General features: G+C 57.0%; 26 protein-coding genes. 8 read left to right on the forward strand and 18 right to left on the reverse strand.

The features are described from left to right. The first annotated feature begins 126 nt into the window (after positions 1–126). The 3 genes from HNE05_RS05885 to HNE05_RS05895 are packed head-to-tail and all read left to right on the forward strand — an operon-like array spanning position 127 to position 2,992. Positions 127–1,245, forward strand: coding sequence for a GGDEF domain-containing protein (locus HNE05_RS05885; RefSeq protein WP_240008822.1), 1,119 nt, complete (start codon positions 127–129; stop codon positions 1,243–1,245). Beyond that, positions 1,238–2,176 carry an iron-sulfur-binding ferredoxin reductase gene (locus tag HNE05_RS05890; RefSeq protein WP_173204272.1) on the forward strand — a complete coding sequence of 313 codons (939 nt, stop codon included), beginning with the start codon at positions 1,238–1,240 and terminating at the stop codon, positions 2,174–2,176. Before HNE05_RS05885 ends, HNE05_RS05890 begins: the two co-directional genes overlap by 8 nt. Before the next feature lie 42 nt (positions 2,177–2,218). Further along, positions 2,219–2,992 (forward strand): enoyl-CoA hydratase, encoded by a 774-nt coding sequence (locus tag HNE05_RS05895; protein WP_173204274.1) that lies wholly within the window; start codon positions 2,219–2,221, stop codon positions 2,990–2,992. Positions 2,993–2,996: 4 nt separating this feature from the next. Here the strand turns inward: HNE05_RS05895 and HNE05_RS05900 are convergent, their stop codons facing one another. After that, the gene (locus HNE05_RS05900; protein WP_173204276.1) at positions 2,997–3,911 is read right to left on the reverse strand and encodes a LysR family transcriptional regulator; all 915 of its coding nucleotides are present in this window, start codon (positions 3,909–3,911) and stop codon (positions 2,997–2,999) included. A 191-nt stretch (positions 3,912–4,102) separates the two neighbouring features. Between HNE05_RS05900 and ycaC the strand changes: the two genes are divergently transcribed. After that, on the forward strand, positions 4,103–4,717 hold the full coding sequence (gene ycaC, locus HNE05_RS05905) for an isochorismate family cysteine hydrolase YcaC (protein ID WP_173204278.1): 615 nt from the start codon (positions 4,103–4,105) through the stop codon (positions 4,715–4,717). Between the two features lie 58 nt (positions 4,718–4,775). Here ycaC and pyk read toward each other — a convergent pair whose 3' ends face one another. After that, on the reverse strand, positions 4,776–6,227 hold the full coding sequence (gene pyk / locus HNE05_RS05910) for a pyruvate kinase (protein ID WP_173204279.1): 1,452 nt from the start codon (positions 6,225–6,227) through the stop codon (positions 4,776–4,778). 165 nt (positions 6,228–6,392) lie between these two features. Here pyk and HNE05_RS05915 point away from each other — a divergent pair, with 165 nt between their 5' ends. From HNE05_RS05915 to HNE05_RS05925, 3 genes are all read left to right on the forward strand, one after another. Next, positions 6,393–6,767 (forward strand): tetratricopeptide repeat protein, encoded by a 375-nt coding sequence (locus HNE05_RS05915; RefSeq protein ID WP_173204282.1) that lies wholly within the window; start codon positions 6,393–6,395, stop codon positions 6,765–6,767. A gap of 294 nt (positions 6,768–7,061) precedes the next feature. Further along, a complete protein-coding gene (locus tag HNE05_RS05920) occupies positions 7,062–7,487 on the forward strand; it encodes a DUF4124 domain-containing protein (RefSeq protein ID WP_173204284.1) in 426 nt (141 codons plus the stop codon). A 61-nt stretch (positions 7,488–7,548) separates the two neighbouring features. After that, positions 7,549–7,908 (forward strand): PilZ domain-containing protein, encoded by a 360-nt coding sequence (locus HNE05_RS05925; RefSeq protein WP_173204286.1) that lies wholly within the window; start codon positions 7,549–7,551, stop codon positions 7,906–7,908. A gap of 327 nt (positions 7,909–8,235) precedes the next feature. On the opposite strand, the gene HNE05_RS05930 is transcribed toward HNE05_RS05925, so the two are convergent. Beyond that, positions 8,236–9,162 (reverse strand): LysR family transcriptional regulator, encoded by a 927-nt coding sequence (locus HNE05_RS05930; RefSeq protein ID WP_173204288.1) that lies wholly within the window; start codon positions 9,160–9,162, stop codon positions 8,236–8,238. 133 nt (positions 9,163–9,295) lie between these two features. Between HNE05_RS05930 and fpr the strand changes: the two genes are divergently transcribed. After that, on the forward strand, positions 9,296–10,075 hold the full coding sequence (gene fpr, locus HNE05_RS05935) for a ferredoxin-NADP reductase (protein ID WP_173204290.1): 780 nt from the start codon (positions 9,296–9,298) through the stop codon (positions 10,073–10,075). Between the two features lie 203 nt (positions 10,076–10,278). Here the strand turns inward: fpr and tsaA are convergent, their stop codons facing one another. The 15 genes from tsaA to HNE05_RS06010 all read right to left on the reverse strand — a co-directional run bounded on the left by tsaA (position 10,279) and on the right by HNE05_RS06010 (position 19,894). Further along, the gene (gene tsaA / locus HNE05_RS05940; protein WP_173204292.1) at positions 10,279–10,971 is read right to left on the reverse strand and encodes a tRNA (N6-threonylcarbamoyladenosine(37)-N6)-methyltransferase TrmO; all 693 of its coding nucleotides are present in this window, start codon (positions 10,969–10,971) and stop codon (positions 10,279–10,281) included. A 696-nt stretch (positions 10,972–11,667) separates the two neighbouring features. Continuing rightward, positions 11,668–11,829 (reverse strand): DUF2986 domain-containing protein, encoded by a 162-nt coding sequence (locus HNE05_RS05945; protein WP_173204294.1) that lies wholly within the window; start codon positions 11,827–11,829, stop codon positions 11,668–11,670. 96 nt (positions 11,830–11,925) lie between these two features. Continuing rightward, complete coding sequence (locus HNE05_RS05950) at positions 11,926–12,300, reverse strand: DUF6713 family protein (protein WP_173204297.1); 375 nt, start codon at positions 12,298–12,300, stop codon at positions 11,926–11,928. A 94-nt stretch (positions 12,301–12,394) separates the two neighbouring features. After that, positions 12,395–12,685 (reverse strand): type II toxin-antitoxin system RelE/ParE family toxin, encoded by a 291-nt coding sequence (locus HNE05_RS05955; protein WP_173204299.1) that lies wholly within the window; start codon positions 12,683–12,685, stop codon positions 12,395–12,397. After that, entirely contained in the window at positions 12,682–12,954 is a 273-nt protein-coding gene (locus HNE05_RS05960) for a CopG family ribbon-helix-helix protein (protein WP_173204301.1), read from the reverse strand. The genes HNE05_RS05955 and HNE05_RS05960 overlap by 4 nt, the downstream gene beginning before the upstream one ends. A 156-nt stretch (positions 12,955–13,110) precedes the next feature. After that, positions 13,111–13,893 carry an ATP-grasp domain-containing protein gene (locus HNE05_RS05965; RefSeq protein WP_173204303.1) on the reverse strand — a complete coding sequence of 261 codons (783 nt, stop codon included), beginning with the start codon at positions 13,891–13,893 and terminating at the stop codon, positions 13,111–13,113. A gap of 83 nt (positions 13,894–13,976) precedes the next feature. After that, complete coding sequence (locus HNE05_RS05970) at positions 13,977–14,300, reverse strand: hypothetical protein (protein WP_173204305.1); 324 nt, start codon at positions 14,298–14,300, stop codon at positions 13,977–13,979. Positions 14,301–14,881: 581 nt separating this feature from the next. Continuing rightward, on the reverse strand, positions 14,882–15,235 hold the full coding sequence (locus tag HNE05_RS05975) for a hypothetical protein (RefSeq protein ID WP_173204307.1): 354 nt from the start codon (positions 15,233–15,235) through the stop codon (positions 14,882–14,884). 569 nt (positions 15,236–15,804) lie between these two features. Continuing rightward, positions 15,805–16,071, reverse strand: coding sequence for a hypothetical protein (locus tag HNE05_RS05980; RefSeq protein ID WP_173204309.1), 267 nt, complete (start codon positions 16,069–16,071; stop codon positions 15,805–15,807). Between the two features lie 465 nt (positions 16,072–16,536). Beyond that, on the reverse strand, positions 16,537–17,109 hold the full coding sequence (locus HNE05_RS05985; RefSeq protein ID WP_173204311.1) for a hypothetical protein: 573 nt from the start codon (positions 17,107–17,109) through the stop codon (positions 16,537–16,539). A gap of 395 nt (positions 17,110–17,504) precedes the next feature. Beyond that, the gene (locus HNE05_RS05990) at positions 17,505–17,930 is read right to left on the reverse strand and encodes a hypothetical protein (RefSeq protein WP_173204313.1); all 426 of its coding nucleotides are present in this window, start codon (positions 17,928–17,930) and stop codon (positions 17,505–17,507) included. A 77-nt stretch (positions 17,931–18,007) separates the two neighbouring features. Then, positions 18,008–18,532 carry a DUF6714 family protein gene (locus tag HNE05_RS05995; protein ID WP_338053199.1) on the reverse strand — a complete coding sequence of 175 codons (525 nt, stop codon included), beginning with the start codon at positions 18,530–18,532 and terminating at the stop codon, positions 18,008–18,010. An 87-nt stretch (positions 18,533–18,619) separates the two neighbouring features. Next, positions 18,620–18,979, reverse strand: coding sequence for a hypothetical protein (locus HNE05_RS06000; RefSeq protein ID WP_173204317.1), 360 nt, complete (start codon positions 18,977–18,979; stop codon positions 18,620–18,622). Positions 18,980–19,076: 97 nt separating this feature from the next. Beyond that, positions 19,077–19,331, reverse strand: coding sequence for a hypothetical protein (locus HNE05_RS06005; RefSeq protein WP_173204319.1), 255 nt, complete (start codon positions 19,329–19,331; stop codon positions 19,077–19,079). 110 nt (positions 19,332–19,441) lie between these two features. Next, positions 19,442–19,894 carry a TonB C-terminal domain-containing protein gene (locus HNE05_RS06010; protein WP_173204321.1) on the reverse strand — a complete coding sequence of 151 codons (453 nt, stop codon included), beginning with the start codon at positions 19,892–19,894 and terminating at the stop codon, positions 19,442–19,444. Between the last annotated feature and the right edge of the window lie 86 nt (positions 19,895–19,980).

Here is a 19,980-nt window from a genome sequence, read left to right on the forward strand (position 1 = left end):
CAGTCGACCCTGGTCGTATGGACGCCATTTTTCAGGCGCCGGACACAGTGCAATGACCCTAGGTTTTTTGTGCCCGCGGGGGTAGAGTGAGGCCAGGTGCCAGTACGGGACGGAGCCCAGAGCACAATGACTCATCGGGTAACCAGACGAACCTTGCAAAGCCTGTTGCTGAAGCGTTTCGGCATGGCGGCAGCCACCCACGGGCTTGCTCTGGCGTTGCTGTGGCTGGCTGTATTCAGCGACCTGTTCAGTGGCCAGATAGCCTGGGCACTGTTCTGCAGCGGGCTGGTGATTGTTTCCCAGCTGAGCTTCCTGCTGCTGTTTCGCACGGGTTACAACCTGCGCTTTCGCGATCCCAGCCTGACGGAAGCGCAGATCCTGGTCGCCCTGGCCCTGCATACGTTTGTGTTGGCCAGCTTCGACAGCGCCCGTGGCAGCCTGCTGATGTTCTACCTGATCATCCTGCTGTTCGGCATTTTCCAGCTGCAGCCGCGAGTCTTCGTGCGCTGTGCCTTCTTCGCCTTCTTCGCCTTTGCCAGCCTCAATCTGTGGGAGGGCTATGAGATGCGTCTGGCCGATCCGGGGCTGGCGCTGCTGCAGTGCTGCGCCTTGTTCCTCGCGCTCGCCTGGCAGAGCCTGTTTGCCAGTTACATCCAAGCTTTGCGCCAGCGCATGCGCCAACGCAGCTTCGCCCTGCAGGCGCACCAGGACACCCTGCGCGGCATGATGCGTCAGCTCGAGGACCTGGTGGCCACCGACGAGCTGACCGGCCTGTTCAACCGCCGCCACTTCCTGCGTCTGGCCCTGCGTGAGCTGGAGAACCTCGGCCCTGGGCGCCAGCACGGCCTGGCCCTGATCGATCTCGACTATTTCAAACGGATCAACGATGTGCACGGCCATGCCGCCGGCGACCGCGTGCTGCAGACGTTTGCCGCGGTGGCGCGGGCCTGCGTACGCGATGGTGACGTGTTGGCGCGTTACGGTGGCGAAGAGTTCGTCCTGCTCCTGCCGAATGCCGACGCCGATCGCCTGACTACCTGCTGCGAGCGCCTGCGCGAAGCCTTTGCCGCGGCCGAGCCGTTGGGCGTGCAGGTGGCCAGCCTGAGCCTGTCCGCCGGGATGACCCTGCTCAGCGAAGGTGATGACCTCGATGTGGCCCTGCAACGGGCCGACCAGGCCTTGTACCGGGCCAAGCGTGGCGGCCGTAATCGCTGCGATGCGGCCTGGGAGGGCGCGGGTGCCTGAACTTCATGTGGCCGGCCAGTCCTGGTCGGTTTCCAGCGCTAGCAACCTGCTCGACGCACTCAACGCTGCCGGCTTGCGCGTGCCCTATAGCTGCCGTGCCGGTAGCTGCCATGCCTGCCTGGTGCGCTGCGTACGCGGCGAGGTGGAGAACGCCGCGCCGGAGGCCCTCAGCCCCGAGCGCCTGGCCGAGGGCTGGCGCCTGGCCTGCCAGTGCCGGGTCGTCGATGAGCTGACCCTGGAACTGTTCGACCCGGCCCGCGACGGCCTGCCGGCCACTGTAGTGGCCAGCGACTGGTTGAGTCCGAGCGTGCTGCGCCTGCGTTTGCAGCCGGGCAAGGCGCTGCGCTACAGCGCCGGCCAGCACCTGGTGCTCTGGGCCGGTGCTGCGCTGGCGCGGCCATACTCGCTGGCCAGCCTGCCGGGTGAGGATGCCTGGCTGGAGTTCCACCTGGATTGCCGCCAGCCGGGCGCGTTCAGCGATGCCGCACGGCAGTTCCAGCCCGGTGATGTGCTGCGCCTGGGCGAGCTGCGTGGCGGCGCCCTGCACTATGACCCGGACTGGCACAGTCGTCCGCTCTGGTTGCTGGCGGCCGGCACCGGCCTGGCGCCGCTCTGGGGCATCTTGCGCGAAGCCTTGCGCCAGCAGCACGAGGGGCCGATCCGCGTACTGCATGTGGCCCACGACAGCAGCGAGCATTACCTGGCCGAAGCCTTGCGGGCATTGGCCGCCGCGCACCCGCAGCTGCAGGTCGAGTTGCTGACGGCGACCGAGCTGGCGGCGGTTTTGGCGGAACTGAAGCTTGTTTCCCGACAAACCCGCGCCTTACTCTGCGGCTCTCCCGCCAGCGTGGAAAGCTTCGCGCGCCGCCTGTACCTGGCCGGCGTGCCGCGCAACCAGGTGCTGGCCGACGTCTTTCTGCCCCGCGCATAAGCTGCTTGCGTTCGGGGCGCCCCGAATCTGCAAGGAGTTGTGATGAGCGAGCATGTACTGGTCGAGCGCGAAGGCGGTCTGCTGACCCTGCACCTGAACCGTCCGGACAAGATGAATGCCCTGACCCGTGCCATGTACAGCCAGTTGGCCGAGCAACTGGACGCTGCCAATGCAGACCGCAGCGTGCGCGCGGTGCTGATCACCGGCGGCAGCGAATGCTTCACCAGCGGCAATGATGTGGCGGACTTCCTCCAGGCACCGCCGACCAGCATGGACAGCCCGGTGTTCCAGTTCATGCGTGCACTGTTCGACTTCGCCAAGCCGGTGATCGCCGCGGTCAATGGCCCGGCCGTGGGCATCGGCACCACCCTGTTGCTGCATTGCGACCTGGTTTATGTCAGCCGCACGGCCAAATTGAAGATGCCCTTCGTCAACCTCGGCCTGTGCCCGGAATTCGGCTCCAGCCTGATCCTGCCGCGCCTGCTGGGCCAGGCCAAGGCTGCGGAGCTGTTGCTGCTCGGCGAGAGCTTTACGGGCGAGCAGGCGGCGCAGTGGGGCATCGCCAATGCGGCGCTGGAGGGTGGCGCCGAGGTGCTCGCCAAGGCCCGCGAGATGGCCCAGCGCTTCCTCGCATTGGCCCCCTCGGCAGTGGCTGACAGCAAGCGCCTGATGCGCGCGCCGGGGCGCACCGAGCTGCGTCAGGTGATCGAGGAGGAGGGTGCGTTGTTCGGCCAGCGCCTGCGCTCGCCGGAGGCCATCGAATCGCTGTCAGCCTTTATGCAGCGGCGCAAGCCGGATTTCTCCAAGTTCGCCTGAGACCTCAGGCGTTTTCCCAGGGCGGGTTGGCCAGACGCTGCTGGAGGAAGTCGCACAGCGCCAGTACCTTGCGCGAGGCTCGGCTGGAGCGTGGGTACATGGCGTAGATGGCATAGGCTTGCGCACGAGCCTGCGGCAGTACCTCGATCAGTGAGCCATCGCGCAGGTGGCGGTGCACGATGAAACTCGGCAGTAGCGCAAGACCCTGGCCCGCAAGCGCCATTGCGCACATCACTTCGCCGTTGTTGCTGGCGAATCGCCCGCGCGGCGCAATGCTCAGCAGATCACCCGCAGCGTCGCAGCTCTCGAATGACCAGAACTGCCCGGAGGTTACGTTGCTGTAGCCGATGCAGTCGTGTGCCAGGAGCTCCTCTATCTGTGTTGGCACTCCGTGCTGGGCGGCATACTCCGGGCTGCAACAGAGCATTCGCGCGCTTGTGGCGAGCTTGCGGGCGATCAGCGCGCTGTCGCCGATGCGCGAGATGCGCACGCACAGGTCGTAGCCCTCGCGTTCGAAGTCACTGATGCGGTCATCGAGGTGCAGGGTGACTTCCAGTTCCCGGTGCAGACACATGAACTCGGCGATCAGCGGGGCCAGCCAGAGTGTGCCAAAGCTCATTGGCGCCAGCATCTGCAGGCGCCCGCGCAGGCCGCTGTCGTTGAAGGTTGCCGCTTCGGCCGCCTCGTGCAGGTCGCGCAGGGCGCCCTTGGCTTGTTGGTAGAAGCGCTGGCCGTTCTCCGTGGGGGCCACCTTGCGCGTGGAGCGGTGCAGCAACTTGGCTCCCAGGTGCTGCTCCAGATCGCTGAGGCGCTTGCTCACTACCGATTTGGACAGTGCCAGCGCCTCGGCAGCACGGCTCACTCCGCCCAGTTCCACCACGCGCAGAAAGGTTTCGATTTCCTGCAGGTCTAGTTTCATGGGGCGGCTCCCAGGCTTCAGATAGGGCAAGAATAGCGCTCGTAAGTAGCGGGATTGTTCGGTTTTTCCGAAAAGCCTTTTATCCAATTGCTGGGGCGTCAGGCGATCCGCCAGCGACTAGGCTGGGAGTCTATCGAGGTGGTCGAGAGCCTCGATAGCTATCCGCCACAACCCTGAGGGAGGTTTACCCCATGTCCTTTACCTACAAGCGCTTGAACAAGGACGATGCCGTCGTGCTCCTGGTCGACCATCAGGCCGGTCTGTTGTCGCTGGTGCGTGACTACAGCCCGGACGAGTTCAAGAACAACGTATTGGCGCTGGCCGATATCGCCAAATTTTTCAAACTGCCGACCATCCTCACCACCAGCTTCGAGCAGGGGCCGAACGGGCCGATTGTGCCGGAGCTCAAGGCTCTGTTCCCTGATGCGCCCTATATCGCCCGGCCTGGTCAGATCAACGCCTGGGACAATGAGGACTTCGTCAATGCGATCAAGGCCACCGGCCGCAAGCAACTGATCATTGCCGGTGTGGTGACCGACGTTTGCGTCGCCTTTCCGACCCTGTCGGCACTGGCGGAGGGTTACGATGTCTTCGTGGTGACCGATGCTTCCGGCACCTTCAACACCTCGGTGCGGGATGCAGCGCTGACCCGCATGGCCCATGCCGGTGCGCAATTGCTCAACTGGTTCAGTGTCGGCTGTGAGCTGCACCGCGATTGGCGCAACGACATTGAGGGCTTCGGCGGCATCCTCGGCGGCCATCTGCCGGCTTACGCCAACCTGATCCAGAGCTACAACCAGAAGTAGGCCAAGAGCGCCAATGAAAAGGCCGCTCACTGAGCGGCCTTTTGCATTCAACGCGGCATCACACCATCGGATCGCCGACGTGCAGGATCTTCATGGTGTTGGTGCCGCCGGTGCCGTGGTAGCTGTCGCCCTTGGTCAGGATCACCCAGTCACCCGGCTCGACCACGCCGAGCTTGAGCAGCTCGTCCACCGCCGCCTGGCTGACCTTGTTGGCCGGCAGGGACGCTGGGTCGAATGGCACGGTGTAGACGCCACGAAACAGCGCCACGCGGGCCTGGGCCTCGCGGTGCGGGGTGAAGGCGTAGATCGGGATCGACGAGCGGATGCGCGACATGATCAGCGGGCTGTAGCCGCTTTCGGTCAGGCTGATGATCGCTTTCACGCCGGGGAAGTGGTTGGCGGTGTACATGGTCGCCAGGGCCACGCTCTCGTCGCAACGCTCAAAGGTGCGGCCAATGCGGTGGGTGGATTTCTGGCTGGTCGGATGCTTCTCCGCGCCCAGGCACACGCGCGCCATGGCCTGCACCGCTTCCAGCGGGTATTCGCCGGCGGCGCTTTCGGCCGAGAGCATCACCGCATCGGTGTAGTCCAGTGCGGCGTTGGCCACGTCGGACACTTCCGCGCGGGTCGGCATCGGGCTGTGGATCATCGACTCCATCATCTGCGTGGCGGTGATCACCGCTTTGTTCAGACGGCGGGCGTGGGCAATGATCTTCTTCTGGATGCCGACCAGCTCGGCATCGCCGACTTCTACGCCGAGGTCGCCGCGCGCCACCATCACCGCGTCACTGGCGCGGATCAGGCCGTCGAGGGTTTCGTCATCGGCCACCGCTTCGGCGCGTTCGATCTTCGCCACCAGCCAGGCTGTGCTGCCGGCTTCGTCGCGCAGGCGGCGGGCCAGCTGCATGTCGGCGGCATCACGGGGGAAGGACACGGCCAGGTAGTCCAGGTCCATCTCGGCGGCCAGCTTGATGTCGGCCATGTCCTTTTCGGTCAAGGCTGGTGCAGTCAGGCCACCACCACGGCGGTTGATGCCTTTGTTGTCGGACAGCGGGCCGCCGATGGTGACGCGGCAATGCAGCTCCTCGGCGCCCTTGAGTTCGACCTGCATGACCACGCGGCCGTCATCCAGCAGCAGTTCATCGCCGACGTTGCAGTCCTGGATTAGCGCCGGGTAGTCGATGCCGACCACCTCCTGGTTACCCGCGGTGCGCGAGTGGCTGGAGGACAGGCGGAACAGGTCGCCTTCCTTGAGTTCGATGCGCTTGCCTTCGAACTTGGCGATACGGATCTTCGGGCCTTGCAGGTCGCCCAGCAGCGCCACATGGCGGCCATGTTTGGCAGCCAGGTCGCGTACCAGCTGCGCGCGGGCCTTGTGATCTTCGGGCGAACCGTGGGAAAAATTCAGGCGGGCCACGTCGATGCCGGCAAGGATCAACTGCTCGAGCATTTCCGGCGAGTTGCTGGCCGGGCCGAGGGTGGCGACGATTTTGGTGCGACGCAAGGTCATGCAGGGACTCCATTTACAAGGCGTGGCGCGAGGCTACTACGGCAAAACACTGTAGTCATTGTTCCGATGCACTACCTTGAAAGCGGTGGAAAACTTGCTGCCAGGCATCGGCCTCTGCAGAAACCGCCACAGCAGTCGATACACTGCGCAATGGAGGACAACACCATGCGTACCCTGATCATGCTTTTCGCCCTGGCCAGTCTGGCCGGGTGCAGCCGGATGGCACTCGACAATCACCTCAACGATGCCTATCGCAATTACGACCAAGGCAACTGCGAGGAGGCCCTGCTCGACCTCTCACGCGCCGAGCGCACCAGCCGGGCGCGGCGTTATGTGCAGCCGGAAATCTCCCTGCTGCGTGGCCAGTGCCTGGAGCGGCAGAACCTGTTCGTCGATGCGGCGCAGACCTATCAGTTCATCATCAACCAGTACCCGACCAGCGAATATGCCTATCGGGCTCGGGCGCGTCTGGAGACACTTCAACAACTCGGGCATCATGGCAGCTCAGAGCCAGCCAAGGCATCGCCCGCGGCGCTCTGAGAACCTGTTTAGGATCTTCTGAATTAGAGCCAGACAAGGCGCTACGCCAGTAACAGCCTCAGGCGGGTCAAAACGCCGAGGAAGCGGAGTTTACGAGCTGTAAATGAGCATGACTCGTTCACTCGCCCTTCGGATCGCGCTAAAGCGCGTTAGCGGCAAGCCGCTTACCGAGGCCGTTTTTAACGCGGTATGGCCGCGAGTCAGGAGATCGTAAACAGGTTCTGAGGCCATTGGTCGGCCGGTTAATAGGGAGTTTCGACCAGGGTTAAGCTCTGGTTTTCGAGGGAGTGAACGATGCGTCGACTGTTGTGCTGTGCCTTGCTGTTGCCCGCACTGGCATCAGCGGAAATTTACCGTTGGACCGATGCCCAGGGCCGGGTGCATTTTGGCGAGCGCCCAGGGGCGAGCAATGCGCAAACGGTGGAAGTGAAGCCGCAGGTGGTCGAGCGCGATGACGCCACCCGCCAGCGCGAGCAACGTACCGAACAGTTCTACGAGGCGCGTCGCGCGGAGCAGGCCAGGGACGACCAGCAAGCCGCAGCCGCCCAGGCCCAGCGCGCCGAGGAGTGCCGTCAGCTGCGCCATAACAAGGCGCAAATCGAGCAGAGCGGGCGTTTCTATAGTAATGACGCCGCTGGCAATCGCGTCTATTACAGCGACAAGGAAATGGAAGCCGCACGCAGCCGCCTGTCGACTCAGATCGCCGAACGCTGCAGCTGAGCCTGGCGAGAGTCCTAGGCTGCGGCCATACTCAAAAACTCATCCATAGCGATTGGCCATCATGCATATTCCGCGCAGCATTGAACGCCATCAGTTGCCGTACTACCTCAAGGTGTTCAACCGTATTACCGACAAGCCCATGGGCTATATCGGTAACGTCTCCTTGGACGGCCTGATGCTGATCAGCCAGCTGCCTATGTTGGTCAACGCGCGTTTCGACATGCGCCTGAAGATTCCGGGCCGCGATGCCCAGATCCATAACATCGACTTCCATGCCACCTGCCAGTGGAGCCGCGAGGACATTACGCCAGGCAGCTACGACTCCGGCTTTGCCCTGGTGGCGCCGCCTTCCGACTATGTGGAAATGGTCGATGCGCTGCGTCACTACTTCAGCTTTCGTCCCTTGCAGACCTCTGCCTGAAGCCTGAACACCGCCCCCTTTGATCGACCCTCGCCACGCTGGCGCCTGTCCGTGTAGGGCGGGTGCTGTGCTCGATTTCCTGCTCATCCAGCTCCCATGCCTTAGAGCCTGTTCACGATTTTTTGGACTAGAGCCAGACAAGGCGCTACGCCAGTAACAGCCTCCGGCTGGTCAAAACAGGCGAGGAAGCGGAGTTTACGAGCTGTAAATGAGCATGACTCGTTGCACTCGCCCTTCGGGTCGCGCTAAAGCGCGTTAGCGGCAAGCCGCTTCCGAGCCTGTTTTTAACGCGGTATGGCCGACGGACAGAAGATCGTGGACAGGCTCTTAGGCAATCGACGGCAAGATGATCTCATCGCTGCGGCTGATTCCGGCTGTGAGCTCGCGACACAGCTCGAGAAATTCGCGCATGGCGGCGGTCTGGTACTTCTGCTTGTGCCAGATGAAGTAGAACTGCCGGGTCAGATCCAGCTGCGGGGTTTCCACGGCCACCAGGCTGCCACGGCGGAAGGCATCGCGCAGGGCCAGGCGCGAGATGCAGCTGATGCCCAGGCCTGATTCCACGGCGCGCTTGATCGCCTCGGTATGCTCCAGCTCCAGGCGAATATTCAGCGGCGTGGGGTGGTGACGCATGGCCTGGTCGAAGGTCAGGCGTGTGCCCGAACCCTGTTCGCGCAACACCCAAGCCTCGCGCGTCAGTTCTTCCAGGCTGGCCTGGCCACTGCGGGCGAAGGGATGTTGCGGGGCGCAGAACACCACCAGCTCGTCTTCCACCCAGGGTTGCACCTCGATATCCGGGTGCTGGCAGTCACCCTCGATCAACCCCAGATCCAGCTCATAGTGTGCGACCTGTTGCACGACATGGGCCGTGTTGTGCACTTGCAGCTTCACCCGGCATTCCGGATGGCGCTGCATGAAGCTGCCGATCAGCAGGGTGGCCAGGTAGTTGCCCACGGTCAGCGTGGCGCCCACTTCAAGGGAGCCGAAACCGCTCTTGCCGTTGAGCAATTGCTCGATCTCGCGAGCCTGGTCGAGCAGGGCCACTGCCTGCGGCAACAACTGCTGACCAAGGGCGTTGAGGATCAGTCGCTTGCCTGCCCGGTCGAACAACTGGCAGTCGGATTGCCGCTCCAGTTCGCTCAGCGAGGTACTCGCCGCCGATTGCGACAGGGCCAGGGATTGCCCGGCGCGGGAGACGCTCTCGTGTTTGGCGACGGCGACGAACACTTGCAGCTGACGCAACGTAAATCGCATATCTATATAACCTATAACTTATATCTTAATAATCCATTTCACAGATATTGTGGCCCCCACTAGAATTGCGCGCAACCACTGCCAGTCCTGGCAGCATCCAGCCGATCTGATAGCGCCAGTCTTGGAGAAACACATGAGCAACCTGAACGTCGAGCGCGTAGTCAGTGTGCACCACTGGAACGACACCCTGTTCAGCTTCAAATGTACCCGTGATCCGGGCCTGCGCTTCGAAAACGGTCAGTTCGTCATGATCGGCCTGCAGCAGCCCACTGGCCGCCCGCTGATGCGTGCCTACTCCATCGCCAGCCCGAACTGGGAAGAGCACCTGGAGTTCTTCAGCATCAAGGTGCCGGACGGCCCGCTGACCTCGCAGTTGCAGCACCTCAAGGAAGGCGACGAGATCATCATCAGCAAGAAGCCCACCGGCACGCTGGTACTCGACGACCTCAACCCCGGCAAACACCTCTACCTGCTCAGCACCGGCACCGGTCTGGCGCCGTTCATGAGCGTGATCCAGGACCCGGAAACCTACGAGCGTTTCGAAAAGGTCATCCTGGTCCACGGCGTGCGTTACGTGAACGAAGTGGCCTACAAGGAATTCATCACCCAGCACCTGCCGAAGAACGAGTTCTTCGGTGATGCCCTGAAAGACAAGCTGATCTACTACCCGACCGTGACCCGCGAGCCGTTCGAGAACCAGGGTCGCCTGACCGACCTGATGCGCAGCGGCAAACTGTTCGCCGACATCGGCCTGCCGCCGATCAACCCGCAGGACGACCGCGCCATGATCTGCGGCAGCCCGAGCATGCTCGACGAGACCAGCGAAGTGCTCGACAGCTTCGGCCTGAAAATCTCCGCACGCATGCGCGAGCCGGGCGACTACCTGATCGAACGCGCCTTCGTCGAGAAGTAAGCGCCAGTCGCTGCACAGACAAACCCGCCGAGAGGCGGGTTTGTCGTTTCAGCCCCCCCCTTACCCGTTTACGGGAGACGACTGCATGGAGGCAGGAGGTAGGGCGACGCAGGAAGCCAAAGCCGAGGGGCCGGGGGAGAGGGCAGGGACAGCTCGCAGCAGAGGCCCAACGTAGCCCGGATGCAATCCGGGACAGGCACTCATCAGGCCGTCACCACTTCCAGCACCCGAATCAGCCCCGCTTGCGGGTAATGCCAGCGCACCTGCACATCCCAGAACTGCACGCCGTAGCGGCGCTCTGGCTCCGGCACCTGATAAGCCGGACGTGGGTCCTGCGCCAGACACTGTTCAATCAGCTCGACCAAGGGCTCGCCCAGGCGCAGTGCGTGCTGCTGCGCCTGTTGCAGGGCAGCGCCTGCCCACTCCACCGCGATCGCCTCTGGCGCCGCCTCGGCCAGCGCATTCTGCGCCTGGGTCAGGCAATCGGCGTAAGGCACATAAGGCTTGATATCCAGCACCGGCGTGCCATCGAGCAAGTCGATGCCGGATAGCCACAAGCGCCCCGGTTCGACCTTGTCCAGTCGCACCACCGACTGCCCAATGCCGTTGGGACGGTGCGTCGCACGGCTGGCAAACACCCCGATAGACGCATTGCCGCCCAGCCGGGGCGGACGAACCTTGAGCCGCGGCTTGTCTTCCAGGGTTTGGTGGAAGAGAAACAGCAGCCAGACATGGCTGACCTGCTCCAGCCCAGCAATAGCCTCGGCCCGATCAAACGGCGCCACCAACTCCAGCACGCCCCGAGCTGCCGGAGCCAATTGCGGCTGGCGGGGAATGGCGAACTTTTCCTTGAAACAGGAGCGCACGAAACCAACGGGTGAGACGGAGTAGGGCATGGCAATGCGGCACGGCGGAGTGAGCATGCATGGTAGCCGATCAGTCGCCTGCCGGTCCGTGCTGGTTGAGGGGGAGTCAGTTGCAGACAGTACCGAAATGCACGCACTGCCCGCTGGCCGTGACGTGGTGACAGGTCTGGTAGGCATTGGCCTGCGCATTGAACATGCACTGCCCCGATGTGCCGGTTGGGACGCCGAAATGCGCGCACTTGCCGTCAGCCATAACGTGATGGCAGATATGGTTGGCACCGGTTTGCGGGTTGTAGAACCCTTGCCCGTCCGGGGTGCAGACTGCCCCGAAATGCACACATTGCCCATCGGCAGTCACGTGGTAACAACTCTGGTGGCTGTCGGAGTCCGGGTTGAACAAGCAGGGTGGATCATCTGCCTGGGCAGTGCCCGTGGCGAGAGCTAGCAGGAGGGCGAGGAAGAGGCGCATAGGGGCGTGGCATCAGACTCGTATTAAGGGGAACAGCTGACCGGTGGATATCAGGTGTTACGTATAGCACCTACTACTTTAGGGCTTTAGCGGCATCATAAACTTGATGCCATGCCACGAGATTTTCTTGATGAGACTGAATGGTAGCGAAGTGCTGCTCGGTGAATGAGCGTATTTATCTCGGTCGCTTTGAATGTGCACGGCACGGAATGCGGAATAGCCACTTTTTAGCGCTGCGGTGATCCTGAGGGTATATATCAGATCTCCGGAGTGTCAGTGGAGCCTTGGTTGGATTCAGTGGCTAATTTTAAGCGATCAGCTTTGCTGATGTACGTGGGTTTTTTCTTTGGCGCCAATTTGGCGCTGGCTTTTTTGGCGTTAGCTGCCAAGAGCTGTTTGATTTTTTTACGACGGTTCATGTTCTGCTGCTCAGCGTGTGGTTGTTGATAATATTAAATGAAAGTGTTGATGTGGCGCGCCTCTAACCCGTCTCAGTGAATGACTTTAGTCAGTCGTTAGGCTACAGCATGACGCAAATAAAATTTCCTCACCTCGATAAATTGCCAAAGTGAGCTTAGCAGGCAAAGTGCAATGATGGCCCTGGATAAGGGTAAATGAAACTGCTCAAGACCTGCCAAGGCAAACCCCGAGTGAATTAAAAATGTGAGCACGCCAAGAGTCGCGCAGACGGTAGCGAAAATAATAGCTTTACTGCTTGATTGGATTACGTGTTTATAACCCAATAGTACGACTGGAATTATCAGGCTATTAAAAAGCAGATACCCTTGAACGCCACCCGGCAGATAGAACATCTCCCACTCTCGCCAAAACGCGGCATCAATTTGGTGCAAAATTAACAGGCACATTGTTAAGAAAAAGCTTCTTTCCATTTGCACGATTCCTTGGGGTTGTAGCCTAACGTTTGGTTAAGGGGCCGGCTTTAGCCGGTCCCGAGTGAGCGAAGCGAACTGCTTGAACCAGTTGTTAGGTGCTTTGCATGCGGTCTTCATAGTGGTGCCATATACGAAGAATCACGACAGTTTCGGTATGAGTTGCATACCGAATTACGTATTTCCCGAAAATTGCGTCGCGAATAGCTTTTGGGTCTGGGGCTAATTCGACTGCGCGGCCCATTGTTGGAAATAGGCGAAGATTTTCGATGCGCGCAATGAGTTCTGTTGCTACACGTGCGGCGGCAAGGGGATCTTTCTCAGCAATGAATTCCCGGAGACGAACCAAATCTGCCACGGACTCTTCTGAGTAGACCAGCTTCATTGGCCCGCCTTCGGTGGTGGCAGTTCATTGGAGCTGCCCCAGCTTTGGAGCCAAGTGTTTACGGCCTCGTCGGACACGACCTTGCCCTGTGCTACGGACTCCATAGCTTGTAGCGTTTCCTGCCAGCGGTTCTGCTCTAATGTCTGGCGCTCAAAAAATTCTCTAAGTGCCTGATTAATAAGCCAGCTTTTGCTCCTATGAAGCTTTTCGGCCATGGCTCCAAGGTTTTCTTCTAGCTCAGGTTGTAGCCGGACGGTTGTGACGCTCATTGGGGTGCTCTCCATACTGTTGAATGCAATGTATTACATGGTATTCAGTGGGGCAAGCGGGCGTTGACGGATGGTGGGCCATAGCATCTAACGTTTGGTTAAGGGGCCGGCTTTAGCCGGTCCCGAGCGAGCGAAGCGAACGGCTTGAACCATTTGTTAGCCGGCAGCACGCAGCATTTGTGCGAACCTCTCAGCCTCCCATTCCTTTCTGTCTGAAACTTGACCGTCACCGAGTTCAACTACTCGGATTACATTGTCTGACCTCAACACAACGTCAACCGAGAAGAATGGGCTCCTGACTATTCGAGCGCAGACATTAACAATTTCCGGAACATTACCTGCTGCCGCGTAGGGTTTGCCGTTCAGAACAAAGTACCGTCGCTCCGTGCCTTCTATGTAGTTTTCACGTTTTCTGACGCAAACGCCGCCTTCGATTTGGCCACGATATTTTTGCATTAGCTGAACAACTGCTCCGATTTGATTCGGTGTGTCAACCAAAGAGCCGCCAGCAGTGTTCAGTGACTTAACATAGTCTTTTATAAAATACCCTGGCCACTTTAGGTGAGCCAGCTCTTCTTCAAAGTTTGCGTCACTTTTTAGGACTATGGTTTCGCTAGTTAAGTCAGTTAGGTGTGGATACCATTCAGGTAGGTGATGGCAAAGCTTGTATTGCACAGGGCTTGTGAATGCTAAGACCCCTTTACTGTGCAGCGCAGAAGATAAACGTTCGTATAGTTCTGGTGTGAGCATCCAGCCGCGATATAAGACTATTTCGCCCTGTTGGGCTTCTGGACGAATTTTTAAAATGCCAGACTCAAAATCTTCAAAGGAAAATAATGATGTGCTGATGCCAGCAGCTAACGCAGCATCGAATTCTTCCTTGTAACTCTCATCTGGGAGCTTGGAGTCAAGAGGGTCGCTTGGATAGAGTAAACGCATGTATTCCTCTGCTGGCTAACGTTTGGTTAAGGGGCCGCGGAACGCGGTCCCGAGCGAGCGAAGCGAGTGGCTTGAACCAGTTGTTAGGTTTCCTCACCGTATTCCAAGGCATCGCCTTTCATTGCTTCTATGAAAGACTCAATGGAACCGTAAGAAAACCAAGCTGGCCATTTATCAGGGAATGCTCCGGGGCCAGAGCCCCATACCAGATGCACGTTTACATATGACCCGTTACTTAAAATTACGACTACATCGTCGCAGTCAATCCGGCGACCTATGACTCTTCCTCCTTTACCGAATAAAGGGTGAGCCTTGGTGATTTCCTGCTCAAACTGATTTTGGACACCAGGAATTTCGGCCGCAAATTGAATAGCTCGCCAAGGCTGTTTCCACTCGATGACCGGCACGTAACTCTCCATGGAACCTAACGTTTGGTTAAGGGGCCGGCTTTAGCCGGTCCCGAGTGAGCGAAGCGAGCGGCTTGAACCAGTTGTTAGGCGTCTGGCTCACTTGGGAACCACACTCTGCATCGTGCTGATAATGAACTTGGCAAAAGACTCACTCACAATTGTTTCCTCTCGGGGCACCGGAACTTTGATGCTCCTGTTTTCTCCGGAAATTCTGTTGACCAAGTTTGCGCGGAGTACCTGAGGATCGCTCGGGCCCCATGGCTCTTCGTAAGACAAACGAAGTTCCCAGTGTGTGGGTTCTCCGCGTCTAACTTTGTTTGTGCCGATGAATACACCCCAACTTAAACGATGCGATGCGTGACCAGCATCAAGTCTTTTCCGGTTGCTTGCATCAGCCGCGACCAGCTCGGCTCCATGTAGCACATCCCGAATCTCGCTAATCGTCATGTCTAGTTTTGCTTCGAAGCTTCGAAAGACACGCTCAGTATCTGGGCCGTACATAGGGACGCCTAACGTTTGGTTAAGGAGCCGGCTTTAGCCGGTCCCGAGTGAGCGAAGCGAACGGCTTGAACCATTTGTTAGGCAGCAGTACTGATGTGCTCAAGACTTATACCTTTCTCGGTTGATATAAACTCTACTAGGAGTTTTGCGCCAGAGTCTGTTTCTACAAGGCATTCAATGACAGCCTCTATGCCTGAAGAATTTTCGGTGAGGAAAGATACTTCAATTTCAGGCAGTGGGGGCAGAGGTGTAAACCCATGCGCCCCAAGCTCATGTAAGCATGCACTGAGATCCGCGTGGATCGCTTGGTGCGCTGGCCTTCCAAAGGCTAAGGCGTAGCCATATTGGTTAGCCAGCAGCTCAATGTGCCCCAACTGTAAAAGCTGAATTGCTTCCGAGCATTTAACTTTGAGGTCTGCACTGTCTTCCATATGCTGCCTAACGTTTGGTTAAGGGGCCGGCTTTAGCCGGTCCCGAGTGAGCGAAGCGAACGGCTTGAACCGTTTGTTAGGCACTGGCACGGCTCCATAATTCGGATATGAAATTTGCAGGAGGATAAAAAATTAATGCAACAGCAACATAGAAATATCCTACAAGCAGAGTGAAGCCGCCGAGGCCTATGGATGTTGGAATTGCATCAGTTGGTGCACCTCCACCTAAAAGCCAAATGGCGATTAGACCCCCAGTTATAGAGAATGGGCAAAAAATGATGGGGAGAAGCAAGGATAATTTTATTGTGTTTCGAAAAGACATATTCCTCTGCCAATATCCAATAGCTACGCAGAATATTAAATATGGCACTCCTGCTAGTAGTGCTGCCCAGAATAACATTCCGAAAGGTTTTGGTGCCAACAAGCTCAGCGGAGCAGGAAGCAAAATTGGCAGAGCAATCGCAAATCTAAAGTACGTTGTGTGCTTCATGCTATTGGTGCCTAACGATTAAGCTAAGGGGCCGCGGAACGCGGTCCCAGCGAACGAAGTGAGCGCTTTGAGCGTATTGTTAGATGCCTCTTGCACGATGAACTGCCTCATTAAGCTGGCCTTCAAAAAGCTCTGTTTCATCTCGCTCTTCTGAAACAAGACGGCGCTCCGCTTCGGCAAGAACCTCTGGGATGGCTATGCGTTGTTCCAAGAAAGTTGCGACCATGTGATCGGATAGTTCTGTCAGCGGTACATTCCAAGCAGCCTTGCAGCGCTGCATCAGGCTGGTTGTAGCCTCACCAGACCATGGGCCAACAATTTCCAAGACGGTTAGAGAGTTAGTCATTTGAGGCATCTAACGTTTGGTTAAGGGGCCGGCTTTAGCCGGTCCCGCAGTGAGCGAAGCGAACGACTTGAACCATTTGTTAGGCAGAGGACTTCGAGCCGAACGCAGGCGATGAATACCGCACTGTGGCCAACCTGTAGCGGCCTTGCAAGCAGCTGATTCCTTATGGATGGAGCCTCGACTGAGCGGGCTTCCAGGCGCTTGCATCGATAACCCGCAGCCTTGAGGCGCGGCGAGCAGCGAAGAGGTTGGAGCGGAGCGCCGAGCCGATTATTGAGCACGTTTGGCTTCGGCGTTGCACATAGTTTTGGGATGTAACTTTTCAAGACTTCCATGCCCGCACATTCCTTTATTGCTTTTGCCGCCTAACGTTTGGTTAAGGGGCCGGCTTTAGCCGGTCCCGCAGTGAGCGAAGCGAACGACTTGAACCAGTTGTTAGGCGGCGATATAGATGAACAGTACTGATTAGGATACCCATAAATTCTCCAGCCATATTACCCGCCAGCCCCAAAAGCCTCTTTCAAGATAAACCATATAACCTCTGCCACATAGCGGGCCACAGGAAGAGGAATAGTAGACAAGTGCTTTGCTTGCAGATTTATTGAAGCCTACTCTGGATAAACTAATAATACTAAGAGACTCAGGGTGCAACTTATTAAAGGTTTCCCAGCGACTTTTCAATGACCGTTTTGGATTGCCAAATATCTCAGTGCGCTCATTTTCTGCAAAAATTTGTAAATCTTCGTGCGCAGGTAAAGGGAGAGTACTTGAGGACGAATTTATAGTAGTTAAAGATCTCTTTACAGAAGTTAAGTTAGTGGACTGGTATTTGAAACTGGAGATATATCGGGCCATTTGCTCTTCGTCAAATGGAGCTGACTCGCTGTTGAGGACTACATTTTGTAATGTGTCCTTAGGCCAGTAATTTATTAGCGCACTATAAACCTCACGTTCCTGCTCAATCAGGTTATCGCTTTGGTCACAGCCAAGCAGAGAGCCCAGAAGCAGAACGGTCAGATAGATGGCGCGTAATTTCATGCAGAGCTGCCTAACGTTTGGTTAAGGGGCCGGCTTCGCCGGTCCCAGCGAGCGGAGCGAGCGATTTGAACCAGTTGTTAGGCAGCGGGCTTCGAGTCGGACGCAAGACATGCTGACAACGCCGAGCTTAACCGGCGGTATGCACGGCGTGTCGGCTTTGGCCCCGGAAGTTATTTGTGATGTGCGCATTTCCTGAAAGCAACTCCTTTGCGGGCCACAAATAACGGCCTCTACTGCCAGGCGACTATTCGATTCAGGAACACCGCGCGGATGCGGCGATTGTGTTTCCTGACTCGGTGCTGAACAACCCATTTCGCCCTTGCGCCTAACGTTTGGTTAAGGGGCCGGCTTTAGCCGGTCCCGCAGTGAGCGAAGCGAACGACTTGAACCAGTTGTTAGAGATTTGCACGATGCGCGGCAAGAAGATAGCCGGCTGGAGCGGCTAGCGCAAAGAGTACTGAGTATTTTGCTATTTGTGCTAAGGCAGATGTTGCGAGTATTAGCATGGAGTCGGTGTTGCTTAGTTCTGATGCTTGCATTGCGAATACAGCCACTCCAAGTAGTGCTCCATATGTTGCTCCTAACATTGCGCCATGTTGTGCTGGTTTATTTTTGCATAAGTAGCCGACGTAAAACCCAGGGATGGCCCATGCCAGCATCGATGTAGCTTGTATCAACATACTGAAAAGTGGAGATAGGAAATATGGAGTATATGAAGCAACATCGGAAGCGATTGCTTTTTGACCACGTAGCAGAGCTTGTGAAATGACGCTGGCCAGAAATGCTACGAGTATCCCTAGGATGAGAGCACGCTTATTCATGACTATCTCTAACGTTTGGTTAAGGGGCCGGCTTTAGCCGGTCCCGAGTGAGCGAAGCGAGCGACTTGAACCATTTGTTAGCTGTCCACCGCCCAAAACTCATTCTCTAGGGCTTCCTTTGCAAGTTCTGATGCGTGGATATTGTAGAGCGGGCATGCTGCAACGTGTTGCAGAAACTCACGACACACGCGTTTCTTCCCACCGTCAATTCTAGAGAACTGACCTCGCGAGTACTCCCTAAGCTCATCATCGTCTTCATTCAGCCTGAAGTGGGATATCACGCTCCAAGCACTAGAACACTTTGGGTGATCAAATTGCTCTGGAAACCTAAGCAGAGCGACCATGTACGCAGGCAGATAGAACTCGACGCCGCTCGAATCTAGGTAGCAAAGCGAGTAATGCAGGCAATCTTTCAGATGCTCCAGCGGAACATCCCACCACTCACCTATGTAATCCTTCTCAAGTGTAATCTTCCTCAATTTTGTTTCGTCAGAAATCCAATCATCCATCGCCATCGCCGCATACAGACCGCGATGAGTTGGAAATGGAATTGAGCCAAATTCCTCATGTATTCGTCGAAGTAGTGCGGGCGCGTTGGTCATGATTTGGACAGCTAACGATTAAGCTAAGGGGCCGGCTTCGCCGGTCCCAGCGAACGAAGTGAGCGCTTTGAGCGCATTGTTATGCGCTCACCAAAGAATTTTTATGCCAGATATTATGGCTAAAAATACAAGCACCCAGAGCACTATGGGGCCGGATGCACCTTTGAATTTAAATCCCAGTCCCTCAAACTCAATTGGGCCGGAAACTTGTTCTAGAGCACTAACTAATACAAAGGCTGTGATAATTGCACCCGGTATGCCAATCACTGCAGCAAGATGTTCGTAGAGTATCTGTATGAATGCGGCGTCGTGCTTAAGGCTCCAGAATAACCAAAATAGATAAATGGCTCCAATGCAGATGGCTGCAAAGATCGACATCCACTTGGCCGAATTTTTTAGTAATCGAATGTTGAATTCCGACTTTTCTTCAAGCTCTTGCTCAGTCATAGAACTTCCTTGAGCGTATAACGATTAAGCTAAGGGGCCGCGGAACGCGGTCCCAGCGAACGAAGTGAGCGCTTTGAGCGCATTGTTAGAGGACAACTCAGTTGCCTACGGCTTCAACTTCATCTGGTTTGAGGCAAAACCAGCGACCTTCGTTGTTTGTACCAAACCAAATGTAGCCATATTTGTCTACCTCTAGGATTTTCATGATGCTCCCTTCGCATTGTCGCAGGCGTTGCACTTCCTGCTCTGGCAGGTCATGCGTGAGCCAAGTCGGTATTTCAATAATGCGTACGAAGCTACCTGCTGTAATTGTCTTTTTGTGGGCATCGATTGCTGAGGTGTTGGCACTCAATTGCTGTGACCTCTAACGATTAAGCTAAGGGGCCGGCTTCGCCGGTCCCAGCGAACGGAGTGAGCGCTTTGAGCGCATTGTTATACGTGGCCAACAAAATTCTCAGTTATTTATTTTGATGGATCGAATATCATTTTGACCTCAAATGAAGACTCATCGATTGTTGAGTAATTCGGAAAGGGTGAGAAAGGAGCTGCCATTCTTATTATTTTTATAAATTGCTCATTGGCTTTTGGGTCGCAGGATGGTGAGGCGACTTTCGCTTCTTTTAATAATCCGTGCCTGTCTATGCGTACTTGGATTATTGATATTTTACTGGATTTGATTCTATTTGAATGGCCTGCATTAAGGTTTCCGACCCTTCTTAGTTTCTCTTTAACCTCATCGATGTAGCCTTCATAAGGCTCCATTTTGATGTATGCAGGACTGTATTCTTTGTTTGTGTCAATGCAGTCTTGAGGTTCAGGTGCGCTTTGAGGTGCGGCTGCGTGATGTGAGTGAGTCGGAATACAGCCGCTTATCGTAAGGGCAATTAGGAATATTAGAAATGATCTGGTGTACATTGAGTGCATGCCCTTAGTGCGTATAACGTTTGGTTAAGGGGCGGGCTTTAGCCCGTCCCAGTGAGCGAAGCGAACGGTTTGAACCA

It is taken from the genome of Pseudomonas campi, assembly GCF_013200955.2.
GTDB classification, from domain to species: domain Bacteria; phylum Pseudomonadota; class Gammaproteobacteria; order Pseudomonadales; family Pseudomonadaceae; genus Aquipseudomonas; species Aquipseudomonas campi.

Excerpts from the sequence above, each read along its gene's own strand:
- HNE05_RS06000 (WP_173204317.1), bottom strand. The coding sequence starts at position 18,979 with ATGACTGAGCAAGAGCTTGAAGAAAAGTCGGAATTCAACATTCGATTA.
- HNE05_RS05975 (WP_173204307.1), bottom strand. The coding sequence starts at position 15,235 with ATGGAAGACAGTGCAGACCTCAAAGTTAAATGCTCGGAAGCAATTCAG.
- HNE05_RS05900 (WP_173204276.1), bottom strand. The coding sequence starts at position 3,911 with ATGAAACTAGACCTGCAGGAAATCGAAACCTTTCTGCGCGTGGTGGAA.
- fpr (WP_173204290.1), top strand. The coding sequence starts at position 9,296 with ATGAGCAACCTGAACGTCGAGCGCGTAGTCAGTGTGCACCACTGGAAC.
- HNE05_RS05995 (WP_338053199.1), bottom strand. The coding sequence starts at position 18,532 with ATGACCAACGCGCCCGCACTACTTCGACGAATACATGAGGAATTTGGC.
- HNE05_RS05920 (WP_173204284.1), top strand. The coding sequence starts at position 7,062 with ATGCGTCGACTGTTGTGCTGTGCCTTGCTGTTGCCCGCACTGGCATCA.
- HNE05_RS06010 (WP_173204321.1), bottom strand. The coding sequence starts at position 19,894 with ATGTACACCAGATCATTTCTAATATTCCTAATTGCCCTTACGATAAGC.
- HNE05_RS05885 (WP_240008822.1), top strand. The coding sequence starts at position 127 with ATGACTCATCGGGTAACCAGACGAACCTTGCAAAGCCTGTTGCTGAAG.
- HNE05_RS05895 (WP_173204274.1), top strand. The coding sequence starts at position 2,219 with ATGAGCGAGCATGTACTGGTCGAGCGCGAAGGCGGTCTGCTGACCCTG.
- HNE05_RS05955 (WP_173204299.1), bottom strand. The coding sequence starts at position 12,685 with ATGAAGCTGGTCTACTCAGAAGAGTCCGTGGCAGATTTGGTTCGTCTC.
- HNE05_RS05990 (WP_173204313.1), bottom strand. The coding sequence starts at position 17,930 with ATGAATAAGCGTGCTCTCATCCTAGGGATACTCGTAGCATTTCTGGCC.
- HNE05_RS05925 (WP_173204286.1), top strand. The coding sequence starts at position 7,549 with ATGCATATTCCGCGCAGCATTGAACGCCATCAGTTGCCGTACTACCTC.
- HNE05_RS05985 (WP_173204311.1), bottom strand. The coding sequence starts at position 17,109 with ATGAAATTACGCGCCATCTATCTGACCGTTCTGCTTCTGGGCTCTCTG.
- HNE05_RS05915 (WP_173204282.1), top strand. The coding sequence starts at position 6,393 with ATGCGTACCCTGATCATGCTTTTCGCCCTGGCCAGTCTGGCCGGGTGC.
- HNE05_RS05965 (WP_173204303.1), bottom strand. The coding sequence starts at position 13,893 with ATGCGTTTACTCTATCCAAGCGACCCTCTTGACTCCAAGCTCCCAGAT.
- tsaA (WP_173204292.1), bottom strand. The coding sequence starts at position 10,971 with ATGCCCTACTCCGTCTCACCCGTTGGTTTCGTGCGCTCCTGTTTCAAG.
- HNE05_RS05950 (WP_173204297.1), bottom strand. The coding sequence starts at position 12,300 with ATGGAAAGAAGCTTTTTCTTAACAATGTGCCTGTTAATTTTGCACCAA.
- ycaC (WP_173204278.1), top strand. The coding sequence starts at position 4,103 with ATGTCCTTTACCTACAAGCGCTTGAACAAGGACGATGCCGTCGTGCTC.
- HNE05_RS05980 (WP_173204309.1), bottom strand. The coding sequence starts at position 16,071 with ATGACTAACTCTCTAACCGTCTTGGAAATTGTTGGCCCATGGTCTGGT.
- HNE05_RS05960 (WP_173204301.1), bottom strand. The coding sequence starts at position 12,954 with ATGAGCGTCACAACCGTCCGGCTACAACCTGAGCTAGAAGAAAACCTT.
- pyk (WP_173204279.1), bottom strand. The coding sequence starts at position 6,227 with ATGACCTTGCGTCGCACCAAAATCGTCGCCACCCTCGGCCCGGCCAGC.
- HNE05_RS05930 (WP_173204288.1), bottom strand. The coding sequence starts at position 9,162 with ATGCGATTTACGTTGCGTCAGCTGCAAGTGTTCGTCGCCGTCGCCAAA.
- HNE05_RS05945 (WP_173204294.1), bottom strand. The coding sequence starts at position 11,829 with ATGAACCGTCGTAAAAAAATCAAACAGCTCTTGGCAGCTAACGCCAAA.